Below are 25,004 nucleotides of genomic sequence, written 5' to 3' on the forward strand. Positions count from 1 at the left end.
ATACATTTAAAAAAGTAGAAAAATACATTTAAAAAAGTCATACAAGTTTGATGAAAAAATCAAATTTGTATGACTTTTTTTTATTCTGTAATTTCTTTTAATTTTCCAAATATTTTGTAGTCTACATTTTTCAATTCACTGATATTTCTTGCCCCAAGCATTACCATAAGCATTTTTAATTTATAAATCAAGCTATCCAAAAATTCCTTAGCAAATTCATAACCACCATGCATTAAATAAGATAACACTTCGCCACTCATTGCTGTCATATCTGCCCCAAGGACTAGTGCTTTTACAATATCAATTGCTGTTTTTATGCCACCACTTGCGATTAAAAACAAATCATCAGGCTTGTCTTGCATCTCCAATAAGATTTTCGCCGTAGGAATTCCCCAACAATAAAATTCAGAAAATTCCATATCAAACCTTCTATTATCTTCTATTTCAGAAAAATTCGTTCCGCCAAATCCTGCAATATCAATGTATCTAACTCCCAAATCGTATAAATCATAGATTGTTTTCTTACTCATTCCGTAACCTACTTCTTTTACGATTATCGGAACATCTACATTATCTACGATATTTTTGATGTTATCTTTAATTCCAGAAAATTCTCTGTCTCCTTCTTCCATGATCAATTCTTGAATTGGATTTAAGTGAAGGCCAAACATATCAGCATCTATCATTTCAATTGCTTTTTTAACTGATTCCAAGCTTTCTCTTGCAGAAAGATTTCCTATTACGATGTTTTCATTTTTTGTCAAATTTTCTCGTACAAGTTCGAAACTTTCAATCGCTTCTGGTTCAACAAGAGCTATTTTTTGACTACCAACAGCCATTGGAATATTGAATGTCTTACATAATCTCGCCAAATCCTCATTGATGTCACAGCAGGAATCTCCGCCACCAGTCATGGCGTTTATCATGAAAGGATAGTCAATTTTCTTGCCGTTAAATTCCATCGACAAATCGACATCATTCAAATCTATTTCAGGTAGTGATGTGTGCTCCAAATAAACACAATCAAATAAGTTATTGCCCCTGTATTCTGATTTTAAATAATTTTCAATGTGTTCTTGCTTTCTTTCCACAAAAATACCTCCCAAAAACAAAACCGCTAATTATTTTGAGATTCTTCCTCATCTTCTTTTCTGTCATTATCATTAGTGGTTTGATCATCCAGTTTGTATTCAGCAAATAATCTGTCTACAATTTCTGGTAATTGTTCTTCATCCGCCATATACCAACTAATTCCATCATCTTTGTATTCTCCTGGCAGTATATAGCTATGTATTTTGCTAGATGAAAAGTTAGGAAGTTTTGTAAGATAAGCAGTCATATCCCCTAGTGGGATATTTGTCTTAACATCTCTTTTGAATATTTCAATCATCTTTGGCATTTTTGTAATATTTGCAGGACTTAATAATTGATCCATCAATGTTTTTATAAAATAATGTTGATTTTCAATTCTAGCTTCATCAGATCCACCTAATGGATGACGTGCCCTTACATATTGTAACGCTTCATCTCCGTTAAGTTTTGATTTCCCTTTTGGAATACGGATATGTCTTGATTCGACAACTATTTCAGCTGGTGAATCAACTTCAACTCCACCCATAGCATCTACTATGTGTTCAACACTATCAAAATCAACCTCAACGTAATAATCCAAATCTATTCCCAATAAATCTCTCAACGCTTTTAAAGATCCCTTCGCACCTTCATAAGCGTGTGCCGCATTTACTTTGTGAATGTTTCCATTCAATCTAATTTGAGTATCTCTTGGCACAGACAGTATGTCCACATTACCAGAATTAAAGTTAACTTTACAAACCATTATAGTATCAGATCTTTGATGATCTGTTGTGCTTACTTCCTTGTCAATTCCTAAAAGTACAAACAAAAATTCATCCGGTATGTTTTGTTCAATTACATTGTTTTTTCCTAATTCATCGCCTTTAATATCAGAGCCAGTTGTTTTTAAGCTTCCCAAAAATTTACCAGCACCGAAATACACTCCCAAAAATAGTGCTAGCGAAATAAAAAAGACAATAACAGCTCTTTTTTTCATTCTTTCCTCCAATTACTTTCTTAATGAACAAAGCACTCGGATTTACCGGTGCTTTGTCATAACACTTATTTAATTATATCAAAAACAATGAAAATTTACACTAATTTTGATTTTTTGTAAGTTTTAATTATTAATTTTCTCTTTTGCTTGTGAAAGCATAAGCTTGATTCTGTTAATTTGATTTACTTCACTTGCACCAGGATCGTAGTCAATTGGAATTATGTTTGCTTGTGGATACAATTGTCTAATTCTCTTAATAACGCCTTTTCCTGTGATATGGTTAGGAAGACAACCAAATGGTTGAATACATACAATGTTGTTAGCATTGATATGAATTAATTCTATCATTTCCGCAGTCAACAACCAACCTTCACCGTATTGATTTCCAAGCGATACAACTTCTTGTGCATAATCTTCTAATTCTTGTATCTTAAGTAGATGAGTAAACTTCGATTTGATTAATTGATTTCTGATGTATTTTCTATAATGTTCAATCAAATTTACTCCCATGTTACACATAAATCCTGTGAATTTGGATTTGGATAAGAAGTTTCCTTTATGGTATTCATTTCTCAAACAATAAAGTACAAAATCAGTCAAATCAGGCATTACAACTTCACAGCCTTCTTTTTCCAATAAATCTTGCAAATTATTATTAGCTTGAGGAAGATATTTTACGAGAATTTCTCCGACAATACCAACTTTTGGTTTTTGTATATCCAATAATTCTATTTTTGAGAAATCTTCAATAATTTCATCGACAGTTTGTCTAAATAGTTTTGAACTTGATTTCAAAACTCGCTTTTGACATTCTTCAATCCATTTTTGTTTTAAAGTATCAGTTTCTTTTTCCTTTTCATAGGCTCTTGTGAAGTTTGATAATCTCATTATCAAGTCCCCATATAATACTGCAACAATCATTTTTTGTAATACTAATGGTGAAAGATTAAATCCTTCGTTTGTTTCGATATTTTGCCAAGAAATAGCAATTACAGGAATATTTTCGTATCCTGCTTCTTTTAACGCTTTTCTTATGAATCCAACATAGTTACTTGCTCTGCACGCTCCACCAGTTTGACTCATTAATAAAGCTAGTTTGTCAGTGTCATATCTACCAGAATTTATAGCTTCCATCATTTGTCCAACAACAGTTATAGATGGATAACAAGCGTCGTTGTTTACATATTTTAATCCTTCATCGATTACTTTTGAATTAACATCTTTCAAAAATTCCACCTTGTAGCCATTATCTTTAAATAATGATTCCATTATCTCAAAGTGATCTGGCGCCATTTGTGGTGCTAGAATCGTGTATTCTTCTTTCATTTTTTTAGTGAATTCAACTTTTTCGACGTGATATGATTTTTTCACATTTGGAACGAAGTTTTTCTTTTCAAGCGCTTGTATCAATGATCTTATTCTAATTTTAACAGCTCCCAAATTGCTTATTTCGTCAATTTTTAAAACAGTATATATTTTTCCTTTTGCAGACAAAATTTCATTAACTTGGTCTGTAGTTACAGCATCAATTCCGCAACCAAATGAATTTAGTTGAACCATTTCCAAATCTTCGCTGTTTCCAACAATTTCTGCTGCTCTGTAAAGTCTTGAGTGATAAACCCATTGATCCAATACTCTCAAATCGCTATCTACATCGTCATCGTAATCAATTATAGAATCTTCTGACAAAACTCCTAGACCTAATGAAGTGATAAGCTCAGGGATTCCGTGATTGATTTCTGAATCGATATGATATGGTCTACCAGCTAACACAATTGCTTTTTTGCCCATTTCACGAATTTTGGACAAAGCTTTCTTTCCTTCAACCTTTACATCTTTTCTGTATTTTTCAAGTTCATCCCATGCTCTATCAACGCTGTTAGAAATGTCCTTATCAGAAAGTCCTAGCTCTTTTAATTCGTCGATAAGTCTTGTCTTTAATTTATTTTTATCTTGGAATGATATAAATGGGTTAAAATACTTCGTGTTTTTCAATCCATCTACATTATTTTTTATAACTTCCGGATATCCAGTAACTACTGGACAGTTAATGTGATTATTCGCCTTATCGTATTCTTGTTTTTCAAAAAATACCGAAGGATAGAATATCATATCGACATTTTTTTCTAATAAATCTTCAATGTGACCGTGAACTAATTTTGCAGGATAACAACATGTTTCACTTGTAATCGAAGAAATTCCTTTTTCATAAATTTCTCTTGATGATTTTGAGGACAATACAACTCTGTATCCTAAATTCGTGAAGAATGTATGCCAGAAAGGATAATTTTCATACATATTCAAAACTCTAGGAAGTCCTACAGTTGCTCTTGCTTTATCTTCTGAAATGCTCTTATATCCAAATAATCTTTTGTTTTTATAGTCGTACATATTTGGAAGCTTGTCCTTTTTATCTAGACTAATTCCAGCTCCTCTTTCGCATCTATTTCCAGTTACAAACTTTTTGCCATTTGCAAATTTGTTTATAGTTAATTTGCAATGGTTAGAACAGTATTTACATTCTGCTTGTTCTTGAGTGTATTCAAATTTTTCAAGTTCGTCTTCAGATAAAATCGTAGAATACCCTGTTGATTTTTCTTTTGCAATCAACGCCATTCCCATAGCTCCCATAAGCCCTGAAATATTTGGTCTTGTAGGAACCTTACCTGTGATTTTTTCGAAAGCTCTTAAAATCGCATCACCGTAGAATGTACCACCTTGAACTACAATGTGTTCTCCTAATTTTGATGGATCTCTAAGTTTAATAACTTTTTGGATTGCGTTTTTGATTACTGAATAACACAAACCTGCTGCAATATCGCTTACACTGGCGCCTTCTTTTTGTGCTTGTTTTACTTTTGAATTCATAAAAACTGTACATCTTGAACCTAAATCTACAGGATTTTCTGATTCAAGTGCTTTTTGTTGAAATTCTTGTACAGATAAATTCAAACTATGAGCAAATGTTTCAATAAATGATCCACATCCAGAAGAACATGCTTCGTTTAATTGAATAGAATCAATTATTCCATCATTTACATGCATAGCTTTCATGTCTTGACCGCCAATATCCAAAACAAAATCAACATCTGGATCAAAGTATCTAGCAGCAGTCAAATGCGCTATTGTCTCTACTTCGCCAAAATCTACCGACAAAGCTTGTTTTATAAAATCTTCACCATAACCTGTTATACCACTACTTGCAATTTTTTGATTATCATTTAGTTTAGAATAAATTACAGATAATTGTTCCTTGACTAAATCAAGTGGATTACCTTGGTTATTTGCATAAAAATCGTAAACAATGTTGCAATCTTCATCAATTACTACAATTTTACTAGTAGTTGAACCCGCATCAATTCCCAAATACAAGTTTCCTTGTACTTCGTCAAGATTTTTGAATTTTACGTTAGATTTTTTGTGATTTTCGTAAAATTCTTCTTTTTCATTCTCATTTTTAAATAGTGGCTCGAGTATTAATTCATCATCAATTTCTTGCTTTTTGTCATAAGATCTGTTTAACAAATCTTCATACTTCACAACTTCTTCATCCATTGATGCAATAGCCGCTCCCAATGCTACAAATACTTGCGCATTTTCAGGGCTGTAGAATGTATTCACACCGTCATCTAATGTCGTGATGAATCTATTTCTTAATTCTGATAAGAAATAAAGTGGTCCACCCAAAAATACGATGTTCCCTTCAATAGGTCTTCCACAAGCAAGATTTGATATTGTTTGATTGACAACAGATTGGAATACACTCACTGCCATGTCTTCTTTTGTTGCACCTTGGTTGATCAAGGCTTGAATATCAGTTTTTGCGTACACTCCGCATCTACTTGCAATCGAAAATATTTTTTTGTAATCTTTTGCTAATTCGTTAAGACCAGAAGCATCTGTCTTTAACAAAGCTGCCATTTGGTCGATGAATGCTCCAGTTCCACCTGCGCAGATGGAGTTCATTCTTTGTTCTACGTTTCCTTTTAAATAAGTTATCTTACTGTCTTCTCCCCCAAGCTCAATGCATACATCGGCATTAGGGATATATTTTTTTATAGCTGTAGTCCCAGCCACAACTTCTTGTATAAATTCGATACTCAAATTATCTTCAACATACATTCCGCCACTTCCAGTGACCATGATTGTACAATCGCTGTTTTTGAACTCTGGATGTGAATCGTATGCTTGTTTAAGAACATTTTTGGTAGTTTCTTCTATGTCAGAACGATGTCTAGTGTATTCTTGAAATAAAATTTCGTAGTTTTCATTTATAATGACAAGTTTGACAGTTGTTGAACCTACATCTAATCCCATGTGGATTTTCATTGTGTTAATCCCTCCATATTCCTATACTAAGTAAGTATATTTCAAAAGCACAAAAACTTCAATAAATTTTTTTATGTATTGTATGTTTTAATTTTACTATTTATCTCAGAAATTACTTTCAGTTTATCACAAGACCATTTAGGCAGATAAAGTTTCGGCTTGTAAGCATCTCCAGTCATTCTATGCACAACTGTATCCTCGTTTAAAATTTTGAAACTATCTACGACCCAATCAGTGTACTCATTCATCATCAAAATTTTGAATTTGTTTTGTAGATAATAATCGTACAATCTTGAATCTGTTTGTATATATAACGAATGAATTTTGATTCCCCAAATATCGTGTTTTTGTGTTTGGTACACACTTTCCAAGAAATCATCTTCACTTTCATGAGGAAGTCCAGCAATTACATGTGATATTACTTTTATTCCATTATCCATTAGTTTTTTTTGCCATATCAAAATAAACTTCATTGCTGTAAGCTCGATTGATTAATTCTATTGTAGACTTTTTTGTAGATTGAAGTCCCATTTCAACCCAAATATCAACCTTTTTGTTGATTTCGCTCAATAATTTTATCTTCTCATCATCCAAACAGTCTCCTCTTGTTGCGATATCAAGCACAAGTATATTTTCGTTATCTATAGCATCTGAGTAAATTTTCCTAAGTTCATTTACAGGCTTATAAGTATTGGTAAACGATTGAAAATACGCAATAAATTTGTCAGCTTTTTTCTTTTCAGATAATCTTTTAATTTGCAATTCGACCTGATCTTTGATTGAATACTCATTAAAAGTAAATTCACCAGAACCACTTTCAGAACAGAAAATACAACCGTTAGAATTTTTTCTATTAGGACAACTGAATCCACCATCTAACGGTAATTTGTAAACTTTCGTACCGTATGTTTTTTTCAAATAATCACTTAATCTATTTATTTCTATTTTTTTCACGAATCCTCCTGAAAAAACTCTGCATCAATTCGACACACTCTTTTTCCATAATACTTTTTACTTCTATTTTATGATTGAGTCCTTCGTAATCATTTAATGAAATCAAAGACCCACAAGCTCCTCTTTTTTTGTCAAAAGCTCCGAACACAACTTTTGGTATTCTTGAATACACCAAAGCGCCTGTGCACATCACGCAAGGCTCCAATGTCACATACATAGTGCAATCGTCAAGCCTAAAATTACCGATAACTTCTGTAGCTTGATTGATAGCTTTTAGTTCTGCATGCATTGTCGCATTATTGTCTTTTTCCACACTGTTATAAGCCTGAGCAATTATTTCGCCATCTTTTACAATAACACAGCCTACAGGAACCTCATCCATATCATAAGCAATCTTAGCTTGTTCTATAGCTTTCATCATGAATTTTTCATCATTATTTTCCATAAATTATAAAACACCTTTCCTATCCGATTATATCAAATAGTTTGTGTTATTTAAATTTGAATACGTAAATTGTTTGTGATATTCTTTATATATAATGTAGTATTTAAGGAGGACTTATGTCAGAATCAAAATTTGAAGAGTTTCCATACGGAGAACTTGGAATCATAGCAATGAAAAACATTGAAGGTTTGGCAAAAGAAGTTGACGAACTTTTAATGAAAAAAAACGGTGCAACAGAAAGTTATTTGTTAAAGATAACAGAATCCAGATTTAGTAACGGTGAAGGAAAAGTTACAATCGATGAATCAGTTAGAGGTCGTGATATTTTAATCATATCAGACGTTGGAAACTATGGATTAAAGTACAATATGTTTGGCGAACAAACTATAATTGGTCCAGATGAACACTTCCAAGATATCAAAAGAGTTATCTCCGCAATTAATGGAAAAGCTTCACGTATCAATGTAATGATGCCTCTTTTATATTCATCACGTCAACACAGACGTAAATCCAGAGAATCACTTGATTGTGCAATGGCACTTCAAGAATTAGAAGACATGGGAGTAGATGGAATTTACACATTTGATGTGCACGATCCAAACGTACAAAACGCAATCCCATTGATGACATTTGAAAACATCTATCCTACAGCAGAAATAGTTACTCACTTCTTAGAAAAAGAAAATATAACAACTGATGAATTAGACAAGAAAAACATGATTATTATTTCACCGGATACTGGCGCAATGGATAGAGCAATTTACTACTCAAATATTTTAAAACAAGACATAGGATTATTCTACAAAAGACGTGATTACACTAAAGTAGTCGACGGTAAGAATCCTATTATTGAGCACAAATACATCGGACGCGAAGTAGAAGGCAAAGACATATTAATCGTAGACGATATGATTGCTTCAGGCGGATCTGTTATCGATATTGCAAAACAATTGAAAAAACAAAACGCAAACAGAATATTCTGTGCAGTAAGTTTCGCTTTGTTTACTGAAGGTCCTGACAAATTCGACCAAATGAATAAAGAAGGCTACATCGACGGAGTTTATTCTACAAATTTAACATACGTACCAGAATCAATCAAAAACAAAGAATGGTTCCACGCTGTAGATATGAGCGAATTGATGAGCGAATTTATTCACCACATCAACAGAGAAGAATCCATCTCAATTTTGTTAGATAAAACAAGAGGTATTAATATTTTATAAGGAGAAAATAATGAAATCATCTCATGGAGCAAATCTTTTTGAAATTCAAAAAGAATACGGATTTAATATAGATGAAATCAAGGATTTCAGTTCAAACGTCAATCCTTTGGGTCCAAGTCCCAAAGCGATGACTAAGCTTGAAAAAAATCTTAATAAAGTCGGAGTGTACCCTGACCCAAATTACGATCAATTACTATCATCTATTGAAAAATACACCAATGTATCAAGAGACAAAATCTTGCTTACATCTGGTAGCACTAATTTGATTTCATCATTTATATCTCTAATCAATCCAAAAAATGCAATAATATTCAACCCTAGTTATTCGGAGTATGAAAGAGAACTCAACAAAATTAACTCCAATATAATTTCTTACGATTTGGACAAATCAAATGATTTTGCGATAGATTGTGAGAAATTATCGAGAATGATAAAAGAAAACGACGTAAGTCTTGTAATATTAACCAATCCTAATAATCCAACAGGATATGCTATCGAAAACGGAAAACTTGAAGAGCTTATCAAATCAAGCAATTGCTATTTTATGATAGATGAAACGTATGTTGAGTTTTCAGATGTAGACATGTATTCTGCAGTTAATTTAACTGAAACATGTGATAACCTACTTGTTATACGTTCTACATCGAAGTTTTTCGCAGCTGCTGGAATAAGATTGGGTTACGGAATAACTGGAAATAAAAAACTTTACGATGATATAAATAAACACACCAATTTGTGGAACATAAATATATTTGCCGACATTCTTGGAGGCGAGATGTTCACAGATATCGACTACCACACAAAAGTGTTCGAATTTATCAATCGTGAAAAAGAAAAAATGATATCTACTTTAGAAAAAATTGATTGCTTGAAAGTTTATCCTTCAAAATCGAATTTCGTTTTATGCGAAATTTTGGACAAAAAAATAACTGCACATGAATTAAGAGAAAAATTAATTCCTCATGCTCTTATCATAAGAGACTGTGCATCATTTAATAATTTGAATGAATACTTTTTTAGATTTTGTATTTTGGATGAACAATCAAACGACAAATTGTTAAAATTAATTGAAGATATTTTAAAATAATCGCAATTTAAAAGATCCCAGATTTTAAAATCTGAGATCTTTTTTGTTTGTTTATATTACTTTTTTATCTTTTTTGTGTTCGTCTGATAATAAAGTTGCCATGTTAACAAATCTTTGAATTGTATCCTCATGATCTGGATGCAAATCAACTTTTTCAACATGAATTGCACACACTTTATACTCACCAGTTCCCGTGATTGGATCGTAGTGATTTGATGTCACTTCGTTTACTGGAGATTCTCTGTAGTGGAATGTCATGAATATCATGTTAGGTAATACTCTGTCAGTTACTACAACACGAGTTACGATACTTCCTCTTCTGGATGTAACTCTGATAGTATCCAAATCTTTCACTCCTAATCTTTCTGCATCCACTGGATTGATTTCTGCAAGTTCGTAAGGACTTACTCCATCCAAATCTTTTGAGTATCTCGTAGTTATATTGTAATGATACAACATTCTTCCTGTACTTAAAATCATTGGATAATCATCATCTGGCAATTCTTCTGATGGTCTGTATTCTATTTCCATCATTTGACCTTGACCTCTTGCAAATATTCCTTTGTGCAAGTATTTTGTACCAGGATGAGATGTTGTAGGACATGGCCATTGTAAACCAACATTGTCGATTCTTTCATAAGTCATTCCTCTGTAACTTGGCATAGTTACTCTCATTTCTTCAAATACATCTTCACTTGTTTCATAACCAAAGAATACATTTGGGTTTATGATTTTACTTACATCACACAAAATTGACCAGTCATTTCTAGCTTGTCCCGGAGGAGCAACAGCTTTTCTAACTCTTTGAACTCTTCTTTCAGTATTTGTAAATGTTCCATCTTTTTCTGCATAGCAAGTTGCTGGGAATACAACATCCGCAAGTTTTGCTGTGTCAGACATAAATATATCTTGAACTACTAACAAATCTAAATTGTTCAAAGCTCTCTTAACGTGATTTGCATCTGGATCTGATAAAACAGGATCTTCTCCCATTATATACATTGCTTTAAGATTTCCCTTAACTGCTTGATTAAACATTTCAGGAATTTGGTATCCAAGATTTGGACTCAATGGAGTCTTCCATACGCTTTCGAAAAATTCACGAGCTTTTGGATCTGTAACTTTTGCATAAGCAGGATATGTGTTAGGCAAAGCACCCAAATCACAAGCTCCTTGTACGTTGTTTTGACCTCTAATAGGGTTGATTCCTCCAGATTCAATTCCAACGTGTCCAGTTAACATTCCTAGATTTGCCAAGCTCATTACATTTTCTGTTCCATGTGTGTGTTCTGTGATACCAAGTGTGTAGAATATACCAGCCTTTTCAGTCTTTGCATACAACAAAGCTGCTTGTCTGATTAATTCTTTGTCCACACCTGTAACTTTTTCAGCTTCTTCCAAATCGTATTTCATAACTGTTTTCTTCAAGCCTTCAAAGTTTTCAACACGTGATTCAATATAATCTTTGGCTTCTAATCCTTCTTCTATGATAACTTTCATCATAGCATTTAATAAGAATACATCCGTACCTGGATTTAATCTCAACCAAATATCCGCTTCTTCTGCCAAGCCAGTTTTTCTTGGATCTACAACGATAAGTTTAGTTCCTTTTTTAACAGCTTGTTTCATCTTATTACCAATAATAGGATGAGCTTCTGTAGCATTAGAACCTATAACAAACAACAATTCTGCACCCAGAATTTCTTCTATAGAGTTTGTCATAGCTCCACTTCCTAATGTAGCTGCAAGACCTGCAACTGTTGGAGCGTGTCAGGTTCTCGCGCAGTGATCGACGTTGTTTGTTCCGATCGCTGCTCTCATCATTTTTTGGAATACAAAGTTATCTTCGTTAGTACATCTAGCAGAACTTAGACCAGCTATTGAATCTGGACCAAATTCCATCTTGATATCTCTTAACTTATTTCCAACATAACCTATAGCTTCATCCCAGCTACATTCAACCAATTCTCCATTTTTTCTAATCAATGGAGTAGTCAATCTTTCATCTGAGTGAATCATATCTGTATGGAAACGACCTTTGATACAAAGTGCGTTTTGATTTACATAACCATCACATGGTTCAACACCTTGAACTTTTCCATTTTTTACTATTAAGTTGAATTGACATCCTGTTCCACAGAAAGGACAAGTTGTCTTAACTTTTTCAACTTCCCAAGGTCTTGTATCTTTTAATTGTTTATTGATTAATGCACCTGTTGGACACACGCTTATGCATTGTCCACACATACGACAGTTTTCCTTAGATAAAGGAAAATCAAAAGCTGTAGAAATATAAGAATCAAATCCTCTATTTTTAAAATCTACTGTATGTGTACATTGAACTTCTTCACAAACTCTGACGCATTTTCCACACAAAATACATTTGTTTTGATCTCTAAAAATCAATGGATTCGTATCATCGACTTCGTGATTTTGAACTTCTATGTCGTAATTGCCGTATTTGCCTAAAACTTCTGGATTTTTAACACCATATCTATAGCACAAATCTTGTAATCTACAATTACCAACTTTCGAACAAGTTAAGCAATCTTTAGGGTGATTCATCATCAAAAGTTTAAGTATATTTTGTCTAGTTTTTACTAAACGATCAGTTTCTGTCTTAACAACCATTCCGTCTTTGACCATAGTAGAACATGATGTTTGAAGTTTTCTGGATCCTTCTATCTCAACTAAGCACATTCTACAACCACCAAATTCGCTCAGGTATTTATCGTGGCACAATGTCGGAATATCAATCCCAACTTTATGCGCAGCTTCTAATACAGTGGTATTTTCTTCAACTTGAACATCAATACCATCAATATTTATATTTAACATATTACACCTACCAAACTTCGTTAAATCCTACATTCAAAAATATTTCTTCTAGTTCAGTTTTATGCAATTTTTCCATTTTAGATAATCCAGCAAAAATATCTTGTTCAGCTTTATCTAAGCAAGAATTTGCAATATCAGCATACAATTGCATAGCCTCTTCTTCTCTTTTGATAGCTAATTTGATAGCATCTCTAAAGTCCATTTCTGTAGTCATTCTTGGTCTATCAATGTCTTGTGATAAATTATAATCTTCGCTATCATCAATTTTGATAGTTTCAGCCTTAGTTTCTAAGAATTTTTGTAAGTAATCTTTGTGTTTCAATTCTTCTTTGCTAAGTCTTTCGAAAAGACTTTTAGTTTGTGGATCTTCGGCTTTTTCAGCTGCATCTTTGTAAAATGTATATGAATCGTCTTCTCTATTTACAGCATCATCAATAATTGATATTAATTGTTCTCTATTCATTATTTCACCTATTCATTCTCTATATTTATATTTTAATTATCTATTTTTTCGATTTTTTCTAAAATCTTGTCCAAACCTAACACATTATTCCAACTAGCTTCTACAAATTCTCCATCAATCTTTTTGTAAGGTTGTTTTGGATTATCCACATTTAATAATTCTGTAGTTAATCTACCCTTTAAACAAAGTGGTCTGCCATTTTCTGGACTTAATGCTCTCAATGCAAGATTCTTTCCATTTTTTCTCAAAACTTCGAATTCACATCCGTATTCGCAAACTTTGCATTGAACTTTCTTAGTTTCTAACTCCCATTTTCTACCTAAATTCATAGCTCTCTTATCCATCAATGCACCTACTGGACAAGCTACTACGCATCTATTGCAAGATATACAATAAGAAGATTCAAATGTATCGTTAATATCTAAGTTAATTCTTGTTTCGTAACCTCTATTTGAGAAATTAAGAATTTTTCTATCATCCATAACATTACAAGTTCTTACGCACTTGCCGCAAAGTATACACTTGCTATCATCTCTAATGATGTATGGAGAAGAATCATCAACTAATTTTTCTCTTCTTGCTCCGTCATGTTCTCTGAATTTTACTCCGTATTCATAAGAATATTTTTGTAATTGACATTCACCGGATTTTTGACAAGTCAAGCAATCATTTGGATGAGAATCCAACAACATTTGAAGAATTCTTTGTCTGTGTTTAATTAATCTATCAGTTTTTGTGTGAACGACCATGTTATCTTTTGCCAAAGTTGAACAAGCTGTCATTAATTTCTTGCTTCCTTCAACTTCAACCAAACAAAGCCTACAAGCGCTCACTACATCCAAATTTTTATCGTAACATAAGTTTGGAATATCAATTCCATTTTCTCTTGCTAGATCGATTATAAATTTAGGCTTATCAGTTTGAATTACTTTTCCATCAATAGTTACAGTAATCATACTATCTATCTCCTAACTACTGCGTGAACAGGACATACAGTTTCGCAATTACCACATTTGATACATTGAGATTTGTCGATAACGTGTTGTTTCTTAACTTCTCCTTCTATACAACTTACAGGGCAATTTTTAGCACATTTTGTACAACCTATACACTTGTCTGTTATTTCGTATGATAAAAGTGCCTTACATGCATGAGCAGGACATTTCTTATCGTAAATGTGAGCTTCATATTCATTTCTGAAGTATTTTAATGTTGAGATAACTGGATTTGGAGCTGTTTGTCCAAGACCACAAAGTGATGCAGAAGTAATAGTGTCACACAAATCTTCTAATGCTTCAATATCTCCATCTTCACCTTTTCCTGAAGTGATTTTTTCTAAGATTTCTAGCATTCTCTTAGTACCTTCACGACATGGAACACACTTACCGCAAGATTCATCTACAGTGAATTCAAGGAAGAATCTAGCTATATCAACCATACAGTCGTCTTCATCCATGACAATCATTCCGCCTGATCCCATAATTGAACCGATTTTTGCCAATGATTCAAAATCAACCGGAGTATCCAAGAATTCTTCCGGAATACATCCACCAGATGGTCCACCTGTTTGAACAGCTTTGAACTTCTTGCCGTCTTTAATTCCACCGCCGATGTCAAAAATGATTTCTCTTAAAGTAGATCCCATTGGAACTTCTACCAAACCAGTGTTTACAACTTTACCACCTAAAGCGAATACTTTAGTTCCTGGAGAACCTTCTGTACCATAACTTGTAAACCAATCTGCGCCTTTGTACATAATTGCTGGAACATTAGCAAATGTTTCAACGTTGTTGATAATAGTTGGCTTATCCCACAATCCTCTTTCAGCAGTTCTGAATATTTTAGTACGAGGCATTCCACGTCTACCTTCGATAGATTCCATCAATGCAGTACCTTCACCACATACGAAAGCTCCAGAACCCAATCTCAATTCGATATCAAATGAGAAATCAGAACCAAAAATGTTGTTTCCTAAAAGATTCATTTCTTTTGCTTGTTGAATTGCAATTCTCAATCTCTTAACTGCAATTGGATATTCTGCTCTTACGTATATAAAACCTTGATTAGCACCTATAGCTCTACCACAAATAGCCATACCTTCTAATACTGAATGAGGATCTCCTTCAAGGATTGCTCTGTCCATGAAAGCACCAGGGTCTCCTTCGTCTGCGTTACAGATAACATATTTTTGATTATTTTCTACTTTATAAGCTGATTCCCATTTTCTTCCTGTAGGGAAACCTGCTCCTCCACGACCTCTCAATCCTGATTTCTTCATTTCTTCAATTATTTCTTTTTGGTCTAAATCAAAAATGGCTTTATGTAAAGCTTGATAACCATCTGCACCAATATATTCGTTCAAAGATTCTAATTGAATTTTTTCTACATTTCTTAAAGCTATCTTAAATTGTTTATCGTAGAAATCAACTGAATTGTATTTCAAAATTTTATCATCTTGTTTTGCATTTTCGTAAACGACATCTTCATCAACTTCATCATTTACTATTGATTTGTCGACAATGCTCTTAACATCTGATAATTTAACTCTTGTGTAGAAAATTCCTTCAGGATATACAACAACGTTAGGACCAGTTTCGCAAAGTCCGATACATCCTACTGGAACAACCACTACGTTTTCAATTTTTTCTTCTTCTATATATTTGTTAAACTCATCAATCAAAGATTTAGCGCCTGTAGCTTCACAACCAGCTCCACCACACACAACTATTTGTTTTTCTTTTGGATTAGTATGTTCAACATAAATTTTATCCTTTACGAGTTCACGCATTTTGATATTCTTTGCAAACTCATCTCTTATCTCATTAAGTTTTTCAATATTCATAACAAATCCCCTAATAATTAATTATATTTACTAACTATAGATTCTAGCTTATTAACATCTACCTTACCATACACATCTCCATTAATAACAATAACTGGAGCTAATGCGCACAAACCAACACATCTACATGGTGTGATGGAAAATTTTTGATCTTCGGTAGTACTACCTGCAGGAATCTTCAAAATCTCTTGTAGTTTTTCAGAAACTCTTTGAGCTCCTTTTACATAACAAGCAGTTCCTTCGCAAACTTGAATATCATATTTTCCTTTTGGAATCAAAGAAAATTGTGCATAAAAAGTTATAACACCGTAAATTTCTGACAAAGGAATGTCTAATATTTTAGAAATCATTGTAATAATTTCCTTAGGCAAATAACCAAATTCATCTTGTGCACGTTGTAGAACGGGCATCAAAGGACCTTTAATATCCTTTTTACTTCTTACAAATTCTCGAAATTCTTCGACTTGAGAAGCATGTTCTTTTAAGTCAAATGTAAAACTCATTAAAATCCTCCTATAAAATTGTTTTCCTTGTGTTATCAAAATTATTTTTTCTTTTATATTTTTAATTATACCACTTATATTGCCTAAAGTAAATTAGTATTATGTTGAAAAATCACATTAATATTCATTATCATTTTAAATAGTATCATATTCCCTCACTTTTATTGAATATATATTCCTTATAATGTATTATACGGATAATTAACTTTGTTATATTGATAAAGTAATTGATATGTTTGTGTTTATTTTACTTCATTTAGTTAAATTAAACTGTTTTAACAAAAATTTATGAAAATAATTTCCTTATGTTTTATAAAAAATAACGAAATATGGTATAATATACATTAGTAAATTAATTGGAGGTTATATGGATTTTATTATAGGTACATCTGGCCATATTGATCATGGAAAAACTACATTAATAAAAGCTTTAACCGGAAATAGCACTGATAGACTACCGGAAGAAAAAAAGAGAGGAATTTCTATCGATTTAGGTTTTAGCTATTTTGATCTTCCAAGTGGTCAACGAGCTGGAATAATTGACGTGCCAGGTCACGAAAAATTTGTAAAAAATATGATGACTGGTACTTTTGGAATGGATATGATTCTTCTATGTATAGACAGTAAGGAAGGTGTAATGCCACAAACTGTTGAACATTTGGATATACTTAGATTTTTAAATAAAACCGAAGGCATCGTCGTTTTAACCAAAAGAGACTTGGCAACTGATGAAGAAACTGAAAAAACAATCGAGCAAGTTAAAGAATTAGTAAAAGGAACTTTCCTTGAAAATTGTCCTATTTGCGAAGTAGATTCTATTTCGAGAAGAGGAATAGATAATTTAATTCAAATGATAGATTCTGAATCTAAGAACTTAAAGCAAAAACACGCCGAAAGAGATTACAGAATGAATATCGACAGAAAATTCAATGTAAAAGGAATTGGAACAGTTGTAACAGGAACTTTATTGGACGGTGATATTCACAAGGGAGAATCTTTTATTTATCCAATAGAAAAAGATATCAACATTAAAAATATTCAAGTTCACAATAAAAACGTAAACGTCGCTCACCCATCACAAAGGGTTGCTTTGAATATAAATCTTAATTTAGATGAAATAGACAGAGGTTACGTAATAGCTAAGAAAAACTCATTGAAGGCTTTCAATATGATCGATGTTAGACTTACGCTACTTGAAAGTGCCTCTCCTCTTAACCACTGGGACAGAGTTAGATTATTCCACGGAACAAAAGAGATTTTCGGAAGGGTTGTTCCTCTTGATAAACAAGTAATCCAACCGGGAACTCAAGCTTTGGTTCAAATAAGACTTGAAGAAAAAATTTATGCAAAAACATCTGATCCATTTATTTTAAGACAATTCTCACCACAAGTTACAATCGGTGGCGGTATTATAATAGATGGTTCTGTAAGAAAACATAAGTTATTTGATGAAGAAATCATTGAAAATCTTAAAATCAAAGAAGAAGGCAAAATCAAAGATATCATTCTAAATTATTTACAAGATGAAACTTTCCCTACTAAAATAGATGACTTGGTATTCTATTCTTCTGAATCTAAGGACAAAGTTTTAAAAGAGTTGGATGAACTAAAACAAGAAGATACAGTTGTAATTAGAAATGATAAAGTATTAGAAAAAGAAGCTTATTTAAAATTATTAGGTAAATTAAAAATGTTTGTGATATCATTCCACAAAACAAATCCTTTGTTACCTGGAGTTAACAAAGAAGAGCTTCTCAAAAAATTGCAACTTGATGACGATAGACCATTCTTCAATTACATGATTAAAGATTTAATCGACCAAGAAGTTTTGATGGAAGAAAGTGGTATAATATCATCTAAATGTCACAAAGTTCAGTTAAGTGATGAAGATGAAAAAATCAGAAAGAAAATGCTTCAAGATATTTGTCAAAACCAATTCGACAAATTATTGAAAATAGACAATGTTGTTCACAACCAAAAAGACAAGACTATTTTAGGCATTTTATTGCAAAAGGACGTCGTAATTTTAAGAGATAACTTTTTGATTTCTAAAAAATGTTACGACAAATTTATCAAAACTGTCGATGATCATTTCAATAACAACAAAACTTTGAATGTAAAAGAACTCAAAGATATGCTCAATATGTCAAGAAAAAGTGCCATCACTCTTCTAGAAACATTGGACATTAAAGGCTATACTAAGAGAATTGAAAATGACAGGGTTAAAGTAAAAGATTTTAAATAATAGAATTGGGCTTTGCTTATGCATTGCCCTAATCTATTATATTTATTAAAGTTTTGTGAATTGATTGTAAAATAATTTGTAAATTAACTTTGTTTTTGGTATAATATTAAGGTATTTGGGAATTGATGGGTGCTGGTGTGCCCTGCGGTCTTCAAAACCGTCTCAGGTAGTTAGGAGCTGCCCGGGTAGGTTCGATTCCTACCATTTCCCGCCATACATATTCTAGATAGCTAAATTTAGCTATCTATTTTTTTTGGAGTACTAAAAAAGTACTAAAAAAAATCAGTGAGTGTTGAAATATTTTAACATTCACTGATTTTTTGTTTTATAGATATTTCTTCAAGGCTTCTGCTTTATCACATTTTTCCCATGATAAATCCAAATCATTACGTCCGAAATGTCCGTAGCTTGCAACATCTCTGTAAATAGGTCTTTGTAAATCCAATTTGTCGATGATTGCTTTTGGTCTTGCATCAAAGTTTTCATTTATTGCTTGAATAATTTTTTCTTCTTCGATTTTATTTGTTCCAAATGTATTGATGAACATACTGATTGGTTTTGCAACTCCGATTGCATAAGAGAAACCTACTTCACATTTGTCGCAAAGTCCAGCTGCTACGACATTTTTTGCGATATATCTTGCAAAATATGCTGCTGATCTATCAGTTTTTGTAGGGTCTTTGCCACTGAATGCTCCACCACCGTGATTACAGAATCCACCATAAGTATCTACTATTATTTTTCTTCCTGTAAGTCCAGCATCTCCCATTGGTCCACCGATTACGAATTTTCCTGTTGGGTTGATAAAGAATTTTGTGTTTTCGTCAATCATAGATTCATCTACGATTTTCAAGATAACTTCTCTTTTGATGTCTTCTTTTAATTGTTCGTAATCAACATCTGGATCGTGTTGTGTTGAAACAACGATAGCTTCAATTCTTTTTGGAGCGTCGTTTTCGTATTCAACAGTTACTTGTGTCTTGCCATCTGGTCTCAAATAATTTAAGATTTTTTCTTTTCTTACAGTTGCTAGTCTTCTTGCTAACTTGTGTGATAATTCCAATGGTAATGGCAATCCTGATTCTGTTTCATTAGTTGCATAACCGAATACCATTCCTTGGTCTCCTGCACCGTATCTATCGTATTCATCAGATTTATTACCCTTGTATTCTTCCGATTCATCAACACCTTGTGCGATGTCTGAAGATTGTTCTTCCAATGAAGTAATGATTGCGCAAGTTCTTGCATCAATACCATAATCTGCATTATCATAGCCGATTTCAGCCAAAGTTTTTCTGACGATCGATCTGATGTCCACGTAACTTGTTGTAGTAATTTCTCCCATTACCATAACAAGTCCTGTTGTTGAACAAGTTTCACAAGCAACCCTTGCATCCTTGTCTTCTTTAATTATTGCATCTAATATTGCATCAGAAATTTGGTCACAAACTTTGTCTGGGTGACCTTCAGTAACTGATTCAGATGTTAAAAATATGTTTTTCATAATACCTCCATAAAAAAATCCTCACCTGAAAAGGTAAGGATGTGTAAACTTATCTTTCAGGATTTCCTGTGGGATTTAGCACCTAATTTAATAGGTTGCTGAGTTTCATAGGGCCCATTCCCTCCACTGCTCTTAATAAGATAATTATCTAATTGTTACAATATAACACTAACACTATTTGCATATTCTGTCAAGTGTTTTAATCGATATTTTCCATTGCGCTTTTGCGATACATTTTTATTGCTTTTATTAACAATAAAACTATCACTACAAGCATCAATCCAAATGATATTCCTATTTCCAATAGCTTCACATCATTCAATAAAAATCTAACTGGCATCAAAGTTGCAGATGAAAAAGGCACAAACGATAATATTTTAATCAAAATATCGCTGTCTTTTCCTAACGAATTGATTATCACGAAGAACAATCCTACCAATACCAAAAATATTGGAACTATTAGGAAGTTAACTTCTTCCGCTCTTTTTACAGCAAGTCCAAGAATTTGGAACAATATCAAATACAAAACAAATCCAAATACTACAAACAAAAGTATAGTCAACAAGAATTTTAGACTCAAAGTATTTGTGAAAAACGTCCATATGCCTTCTGGATAATAGTTTTTATTGAAAAATATTCCGACTATTCCCGCAATAATAAATATAAAGTATTGGATTATTCCCAAAACTGCTGAACTTAATAGTTTGCCAAACACAAACACACTTGGTTTTGCAGATGATAAAAGCACCTCAATTGTCTTATCCTTTTTTTCCCTTGAAATATTGTTACTCATAACGCTTCCGTAAAACAGTATCATCAAATCAAAAAGAATGACAAAAACTATGGAAAATACAAATGAATGTGACCTGTCTTTATTCAAAACTTTTTCCGTAAAATCTATCTTTGCCTTAGAATTTTTTTCAATTATTCCAGGATCTACCCCATTATTTATCAAGCTTTTATCGTAATTATATTTTTCCAAAGCTCTCGTGAATCTTTCGGAATGATCGTCCATAAATTCTTTGTTTTTGATATAAGAATTGAACTTAGTCGGATTTTCTACTACAAATCCTATATTGTATTCACCATTTTCTACAGCTTTTTTTACATCAGCCTCAGAAGTAAGCACATCTTTACTTTCAAGTCCCATGATAGTCTTTAAATATTCAACGTCAATATCCTTATTTGACGAATAAATGCAAGTGTTTTTGAATGTGAGCGCATTAATATCAACGGTTGCGTTTTTGTTTGCACCTGCATTGGCGTTGTTGAAAATAGATGGCATAAATCTTGGCATGAAAGACAAAGCAAACACCAATACCGTAATCACCAATGTAGCAATCAAATACGAATTGTGTCTGATTATGGAGTTAAATTCAAAATTAAATACTCTACTGAATTTTTTCATTATTCTCTAACACCAACCTTTGACACGAAAACATCTTGAAGACTTGGTTCATATTGGCTGAAACAATTGATGTCGATTTGATTAAGCATCATAAATTCCAATATATCCTCTTTCGTTACATTCTCAGTAAGTCTAACCAAAAGTTTGAACTCTCTGACAACTGCATCTGGATAAATCAAGTTTTCTGCTTCCAACAATTCTTTCAATTCCCAAATTCCCATGTTGTTTGCATTAAGTAGCATCTTCTTCTCAGCCATAGAAGTTTTGATTTCATTCAAATCGCCATTCAAAATAATTCTTCCCTCTTCAATGACGCAAACATCCCTGCAGAATTCTTCTACATAACTCATCAAATGGCTTGAAAATATAACAATTTTTTGGTTTTGTATGAATTCCCCCACTGCTAATTTAAGTTCGTGAGCATTGATTGGGTCAAGTCCAGAAAAAGGCTCATCAAGAACCAAAATATCTGGATCATTTAAAAGAGCGGAAATGATTTGAACTTTTTGTCTCAAACCTTTTGATAAAGTAGACAATTTTCTATTCTTGTATTTTGCAAGGTCAAATCTGTCAAGCCAATATCTGACATTTTGAAGCGCACTTCTCCTATCGGTGCCTTTGAGTCTGGCGAAATAATACAACTGCGTGAACACTTTTTCGTTAGAATACAACCCTCTTTCTTCTGGAAGATATCCGATATTAACTTCATTGTGGTTAATGGGAGAGCCGTTAAACAAAACTTGCCCACTATCAGCACTCAAAACATCTGTAATGATTCTCATAGTTGTAGTTTTTCCGGCCCCATTTCTTCCCAAAAACCCAAAAGCACGTCCGCTTTCAATTTTAAATGAAATATCGGTTAAAACTTTGTTATCTCCAAAGGATTTGTTCACATGTTTTAACTCAAGATTCATACTATTTACCGATTATTTCGATGTTAAATCCATCAGGATCTTTCATGAAATAAAACTTTGCAACACCTTCAAGTCCACCTAGTTCATCAACTTCATAACCTAAAGATTTGTGATATTCATGTGATTTTTTCAAATCTTCAACTTCAAAAGCCATGTGGCCGTAGAAATCTCCATGAGTATAATCTGTTTTTCCATAGTTGTAAGTCAATTCGATTTCGTAATCGTGATCACTTGTCATATACACAAGTGTGAATTCATCTTCCGGAAAATCTTTCTTGCTAGTAACTTCCATACCTAAAGCTTTTTCATAAAACTCGATTGATTTTTCCAAATTAGTTACTCTGATACATGTGTGTAATGATTTATATTTCATGAATTTCTCCTTTATTTATTGACAATTTCTTCAAATTCTAATACTTTTTCTTTAAAAACTTCAAATGCAGTTCTCAAAACTTCTTTATCTTTGATGTTTGCTCCAGCGTTTTTAAGTTGTACTAGAGGATAGTTTTTATTACCATCTTTTAAGAAATTCTTGTAGTTTTCCAAATCTTGTTCATTTCCCGATAAAATCTTTTGTGACAAGATTGATGATGAACTAAGACCTGTAGCATACTTGTACACATAGAAATTAGTGTAGAAATGTGGAATTCTTGACCATTCGTACTTAATCAAATCATCTGATACAACGCTATCTCCGAAGTATTTTTTGTTTAAGTTAAGGTAGATTTCATTGAAATCTTCTCCAGTTAATGCCTTTTCCTCTTCAACTAATTTGTGAGTTTCTCTTTCAAATTCTGCAAACATAGTTTGTCTGAAAATTGTTGATTTGAATGAGTTGATATGATGATCTAACAAGTATAATTTTTCATCATCATTTTTAGCGTTTTTAATCATATAATCCAACAACAACATTTCGTTACAAGTACTTGCAACTTCTGCAACAAATATAGTATAACCTGCATATTTGAACTCATTATTAGCTCTTGAATAATATGAGTGAATTGAATGACCCAATTCGTGAATCAAAGTGAACACAGAATCCACATCATTTGTGTAGTTTAATAAAATGTATGGATAAGAATCGTAAGATCCCCAACTGTAAGCGCCTGGTTTCTTGCCATCTTTTGGATATACATCAATCCAATTTTCTTCAAAAGCCTTCTTCATGATAGATTGATATTCTTCTCCCATTGGTTTTACAGCTTCTATAACCATTTTTTTCGCTTCTTCAAATGGAATTTCACGGTCAAAACCTTTTGTAGATGGAACATAAACATCGTACATGTGGTTTTCATCTAATCCTAGCAATTTTTTTCTAGCATCGTAGTATTTGTACAAATATGGCAAATATTCGTGCACAATGTCGATTAAATTATCGTATACAACTTCTTCAACATCATCGTTGAACAATTCCATTTGTCTTGCACTGTCGTATTTTTTGATTTTAGATAATATAACCAAGTTTTTGATATTTGCATACAAAGTGGATCCAAAAGTATTGTTGTACTTCGCTAATTCATCATAATATTTTTCGAAAACTTCTTTTCTTTGTTCACGTGGAAGCTTAGATAATAGTGGAACAAAATTAGCATTTGTAAGTTTTTCATCGATTGATTCTACATAAGGAAATTCCATATCTGTATTTTGCAAACTGTAGAAATCATTGTGAGGACTTGACATAGCTTCACTCATAAGAGAAATAATGTTTTCTTCTTCTGCAGATAAAGTGTGTTCCTTAAATCTCAAAATCTTCTTGAAGAAAATTTCATAACTTGGATTTTCTTCGATAAGTTTGTCTTGTTCATCAGAATTTAATGATAAAACAAATGGCTCAACAAAAGAAAATCTGGATTGTAGCTTGTTGTATAATGATGACAATTCCAATTCCAATTTGACACTTTCAGAAACCTTGCTGTTTTCATCTTTTTTCATTGAAGCGTAAGTGTACAAATTGTCCATAACTCTATCAGTTTCGAAAAGTAAATCCAATATTTCTACGAAATTATCCTTTTCATTTTTCTTCAATTCATCAATTTTATTAATATTTTCGTTAACTAATTTAATATCTTTTTCGATTGCATTTTTGTCCTTATACATCTTGGACAAATCCCAATTACACATAAAATCACCTCTCTTTATATAATACCCCAAACACACATCAATCACAAACAAAAAAGG

The 25,004-nt window shown here is 32.5% G+C and carries 18 protein-coding genes, 1 tRNA gene, 1 pseudogene and 1 riboswitch; of the genes and pseudogenes, 4 read left to right on the plus strand and 16 right to left on the minus strand.

All coding sequences use genetic code 11. The features are described from left to right. Positions 1-80: 80 nt before the first annotated feature. The 6 genes from fni to tadA all read right to left on the minus strand — a co-directional run bounded on the left by fni (position 81) and on the right by tadA (position 7,799). A complete protein-coding gene (gene fni / locus B9N53_RS04865) occupies positions 81-1,091 on the minus strand; it encodes a type 2 isopentenyl-diphosphate Delta-isomerase (RefSeq protein ID WP_094203926.1) in 1,011 nt (336 codons plus the stop codon). A gap of 26 nt (positions 1,092-1,117) precedes the next feature. Then, on the minus strand, positions 1,118-2,071 hold the full coding sequence (locus B9N53_RS04870; RefSeq protein WP_094203927.1) for an LCP family protein: 954 nt from the start codon (positions 2,069-2,071) through the stop codon (positions 1,118-1,120). Between the two features lie 123 nt (positions 2,072-2,194). After that, positions 2,195-6,400, minus strand: a complete 4,206-nt coding sequence (locus B9N53_RS04875; RefSeq protein WP_094203928.1) for an acyl-CoA dehydratase activase-related protein — start codon at positions 6,398-6,400, stop codon at positions 2,195-2,197. Between the two features lie 71 nt (positions 6,401-6,471). Beyond that, on the minus strand, positions 6,472-6,861 hold the full coding sequence (locus B9N53_RS09310) for a hypothetical protein (RefSeq protein WP_242432403.1): 390 nt from the start codon (positions 6,859-6,861) through the stop codon (positions 6,472-6,474). Further along, on the minus strand, positions 6,833-7,354 hold the full coding sequence (locus B9N53_RS09315) for a radical SAM protein (RefSeq protein WP_242432404.1): 522 nt from the start codon (positions 7,352-7,354) through the stop codon (positions 6,833-6,835). Before B9N53_RS09315 ends, B9N53_RS09310 begins: the two co-directional genes overlap by 29 nt. After that, positions 7,332-7,799, minus strand: a complete 468-nt coding sequence (tadA, locus tag B9N53_RS04885; RefSeq protein ID WP_094203929.1) for a tRNA adenosine(34) deaminase TadA — start codon at positions 7,797-7,799, stop codon at positions 7,332-7,334. Before tadA ends, B9N53_RS09315 begins: the two co-directional genes overlap by 23 nt. 116 nt (positions 7,800-7,915) lie before the next feature. Between tadA and B9N53_RS04890 the strand changes: the two genes are divergently transcribed. Both B9N53_RS04890 and B9N53_RS04895 read left to right on the plus strand, forming a co-directional pair. Further along, complete coding sequence (locus tag B9N53_RS04890) at positions 7,916-9,022, plus strand: ribose-phosphate pyrophosphokinase (RefSeq protein ID WP_094203930.1); 1,107 nt, start codon at positions 7,916-7,918, stop codon at positions 9,020-9,022. Between the two features lie 10 nt (positions 9,023-9,032). Then, on the plus strand, positions 9,033-10,109 hold the full coding sequence (locus tag B9N53_RS04895; RefSeq protein WP_094203931.1) for a pyridoxal phosphate-dependent aminotransferase: 1,077 nt from the start codon (positions 9,033-9,035) through the stop codon (positions 10,107-10,109). A gap of 147 nt (positions 10,110-10,256) precedes the next feature. Here B9N53_RS04895 and fdhF read toward each other — a convergent pair. From fdhF to B9N53_RS04920, 5 genes and pseudogenes are all read right to left on the minus strand, one after another. Beyond that, positions 10,257-12,947: pseudogene (gene fdhF, locus B9N53_RS04900) on the minus strand (formate dehydrogenase subunit alpha); the annotation flags it as partial. A gap of 7 nt (positions 12,948-12,954) precedes the next feature. After that, positions 12,955-13,410: a ferritin-like domain-containing protein gene (locus tag B9N53_RS04905; RefSeq protein ID WP_094203933.1), complete on the minus strand. Its 456-nt coding sequence runs from the start codon at positions 13,408-13,410 to the stop codon at positions 12,955-12,957. Positions 13,411-13,442: 32 nt separating this feature from the next. Further along, positions 13,443-14,366, minus strand: coding sequence for a 2Fe-2S iron-sulfur cluster-binding protein (locus B9N53_RS04910; protein WP_094203934.1), 924 nt, complete (start codon positions 14,364-14,366; stop codon positions 13,443-13,445). 5 nt (positions 14,367-14,371) lie between these two features. Continuing rightward, positions 14,372-16,252, minus strand: coding sequence for an NADH-quinone oxidoreductase subunit NuoF (locus tag B9N53_RS04915; RefSeq protein WP_094203935.1), 1,881 nt, complete (start codon positions 16,250-16,252; stop codon positions 14,372-14,374). 17 nt (positions 16,253-16,269) lie between these two features. Further along, entirely contained in the window at positions 16,270-16,755 is a 486-nt protein-coding gene (locus B9N53_RS04920; protein ID WP_094203936.1) for a complex I 24 kDa subunit family protein, read from the minus strand. Positions 16,756-17,122: 367 nt separating this feature from the next. Between B9N53_RS04920 and selB the strand changes: the two genes are divergently transcribed. Beyond that, on the plus strand, positions 17,123-19,000 hold the full coding sequence (gene selB / locus B9N53_RS04925) for a selenocysteine-specific translation elongation factor (RefSeq protein WP_094203937.1): 1,878 nt from the start codon (positions 17,123-17,125) through the stop codon (positions 18,998-19,000). A 117-nt stretch (positions 19,001-19,117) separates the two neighbouring features. Next, positions 19,118-19,214: transfer RNA gene (locus B9N53_RS09170), tRNA-Sec, on the plus strand. Positions 19,215-19,325: 111 nt separating this feature from the next. Here B9N53_RS09170 and metK read toward each other — a convergent pair. From metK to pepF, 5 genes are all read right to left on the minus strand, one after another. Further along, positions 19,326-20,504: a methionine adenosyltransferase gene (gene metK, locus B9N53_RS04930; RefSeq protein ID WP_094203938.1), complete on the minus strand. Its 1,179-nt coding sequence runs from the start codon at positions 20,502-20,504 to the stop codon at positions 19,326-19,328. A gap of 46 nt (positions 20,505-20,550) precedes the next feature. Further along, positions 20,551-20,646, minus strand: a riboswitch (SAM riboswitch). A 57-nt stretch (positions 20,647-20,703) separates the two neighbouring features. Then, positions 20,704-21,912 carry an ABC transporter permease gene (locus B9N53_RS04935; RefSeq protein WP_094203939.1) on the minus strand — a complete coding sequence of 403 codons (1,209 nt, stop codon included), beginning with the start codon at positions 21,910-21,912 and terminating at the stop codon, positions 20,704-20,706. After that, positions 21,912-22,826, minus strand: coding sequence for an ABC transporter ATP-binding protein (locus tag B9N53_RS04940; RefSeq protein WP_094203940.1), 915 nt, complete (start codon positions 22,824-22,826; stop codon positions 21,912-21,914). The genes B9N53_RS04935 and B9N53_RS04940 overlap by 1 nt, the downstream gene beginning before the upstream one ends. A 1-nt stretch (position 22,827) precedes the next feature. Beyond that, positions 22,828-23,199: a VOC family protein gene (locus B9N53_RS04945; protein WP_094203941.1), complete on the minus strand. Its 372-nt coding sequence runs from the start codon at positions 23,197-23,199 to the stop codon at positions 22,828-22,830. Positions 23,200-23,210: 11 nt separating this feature from the next. Next, positions 23,211-24,947 carry an oligoendopeptidase F gene (gene pepF, locus B9N53_RS04950; RefSeq protein WP_094203942.1) on the minus strand — a complete coding sequence of 579 codons (1,737 nt, stop codon included), beginning with the start codon at positions 24,945-24,947 and terminating at the stop codon, positions 23,211-23,213. Between the last annotated feature and the right edge of the window lie 57 nt (positions 24,948-25,004).

Origin of the sequence: Finegoldia magna, assembly GCF_002243175.1 — a bacterium.
Classification (GTDB): Bacteria; Bacillota; Clostridia; order Tissierellales; family Peptoniphilaceae; genus Finegoldia; species Finegoldia magna_J.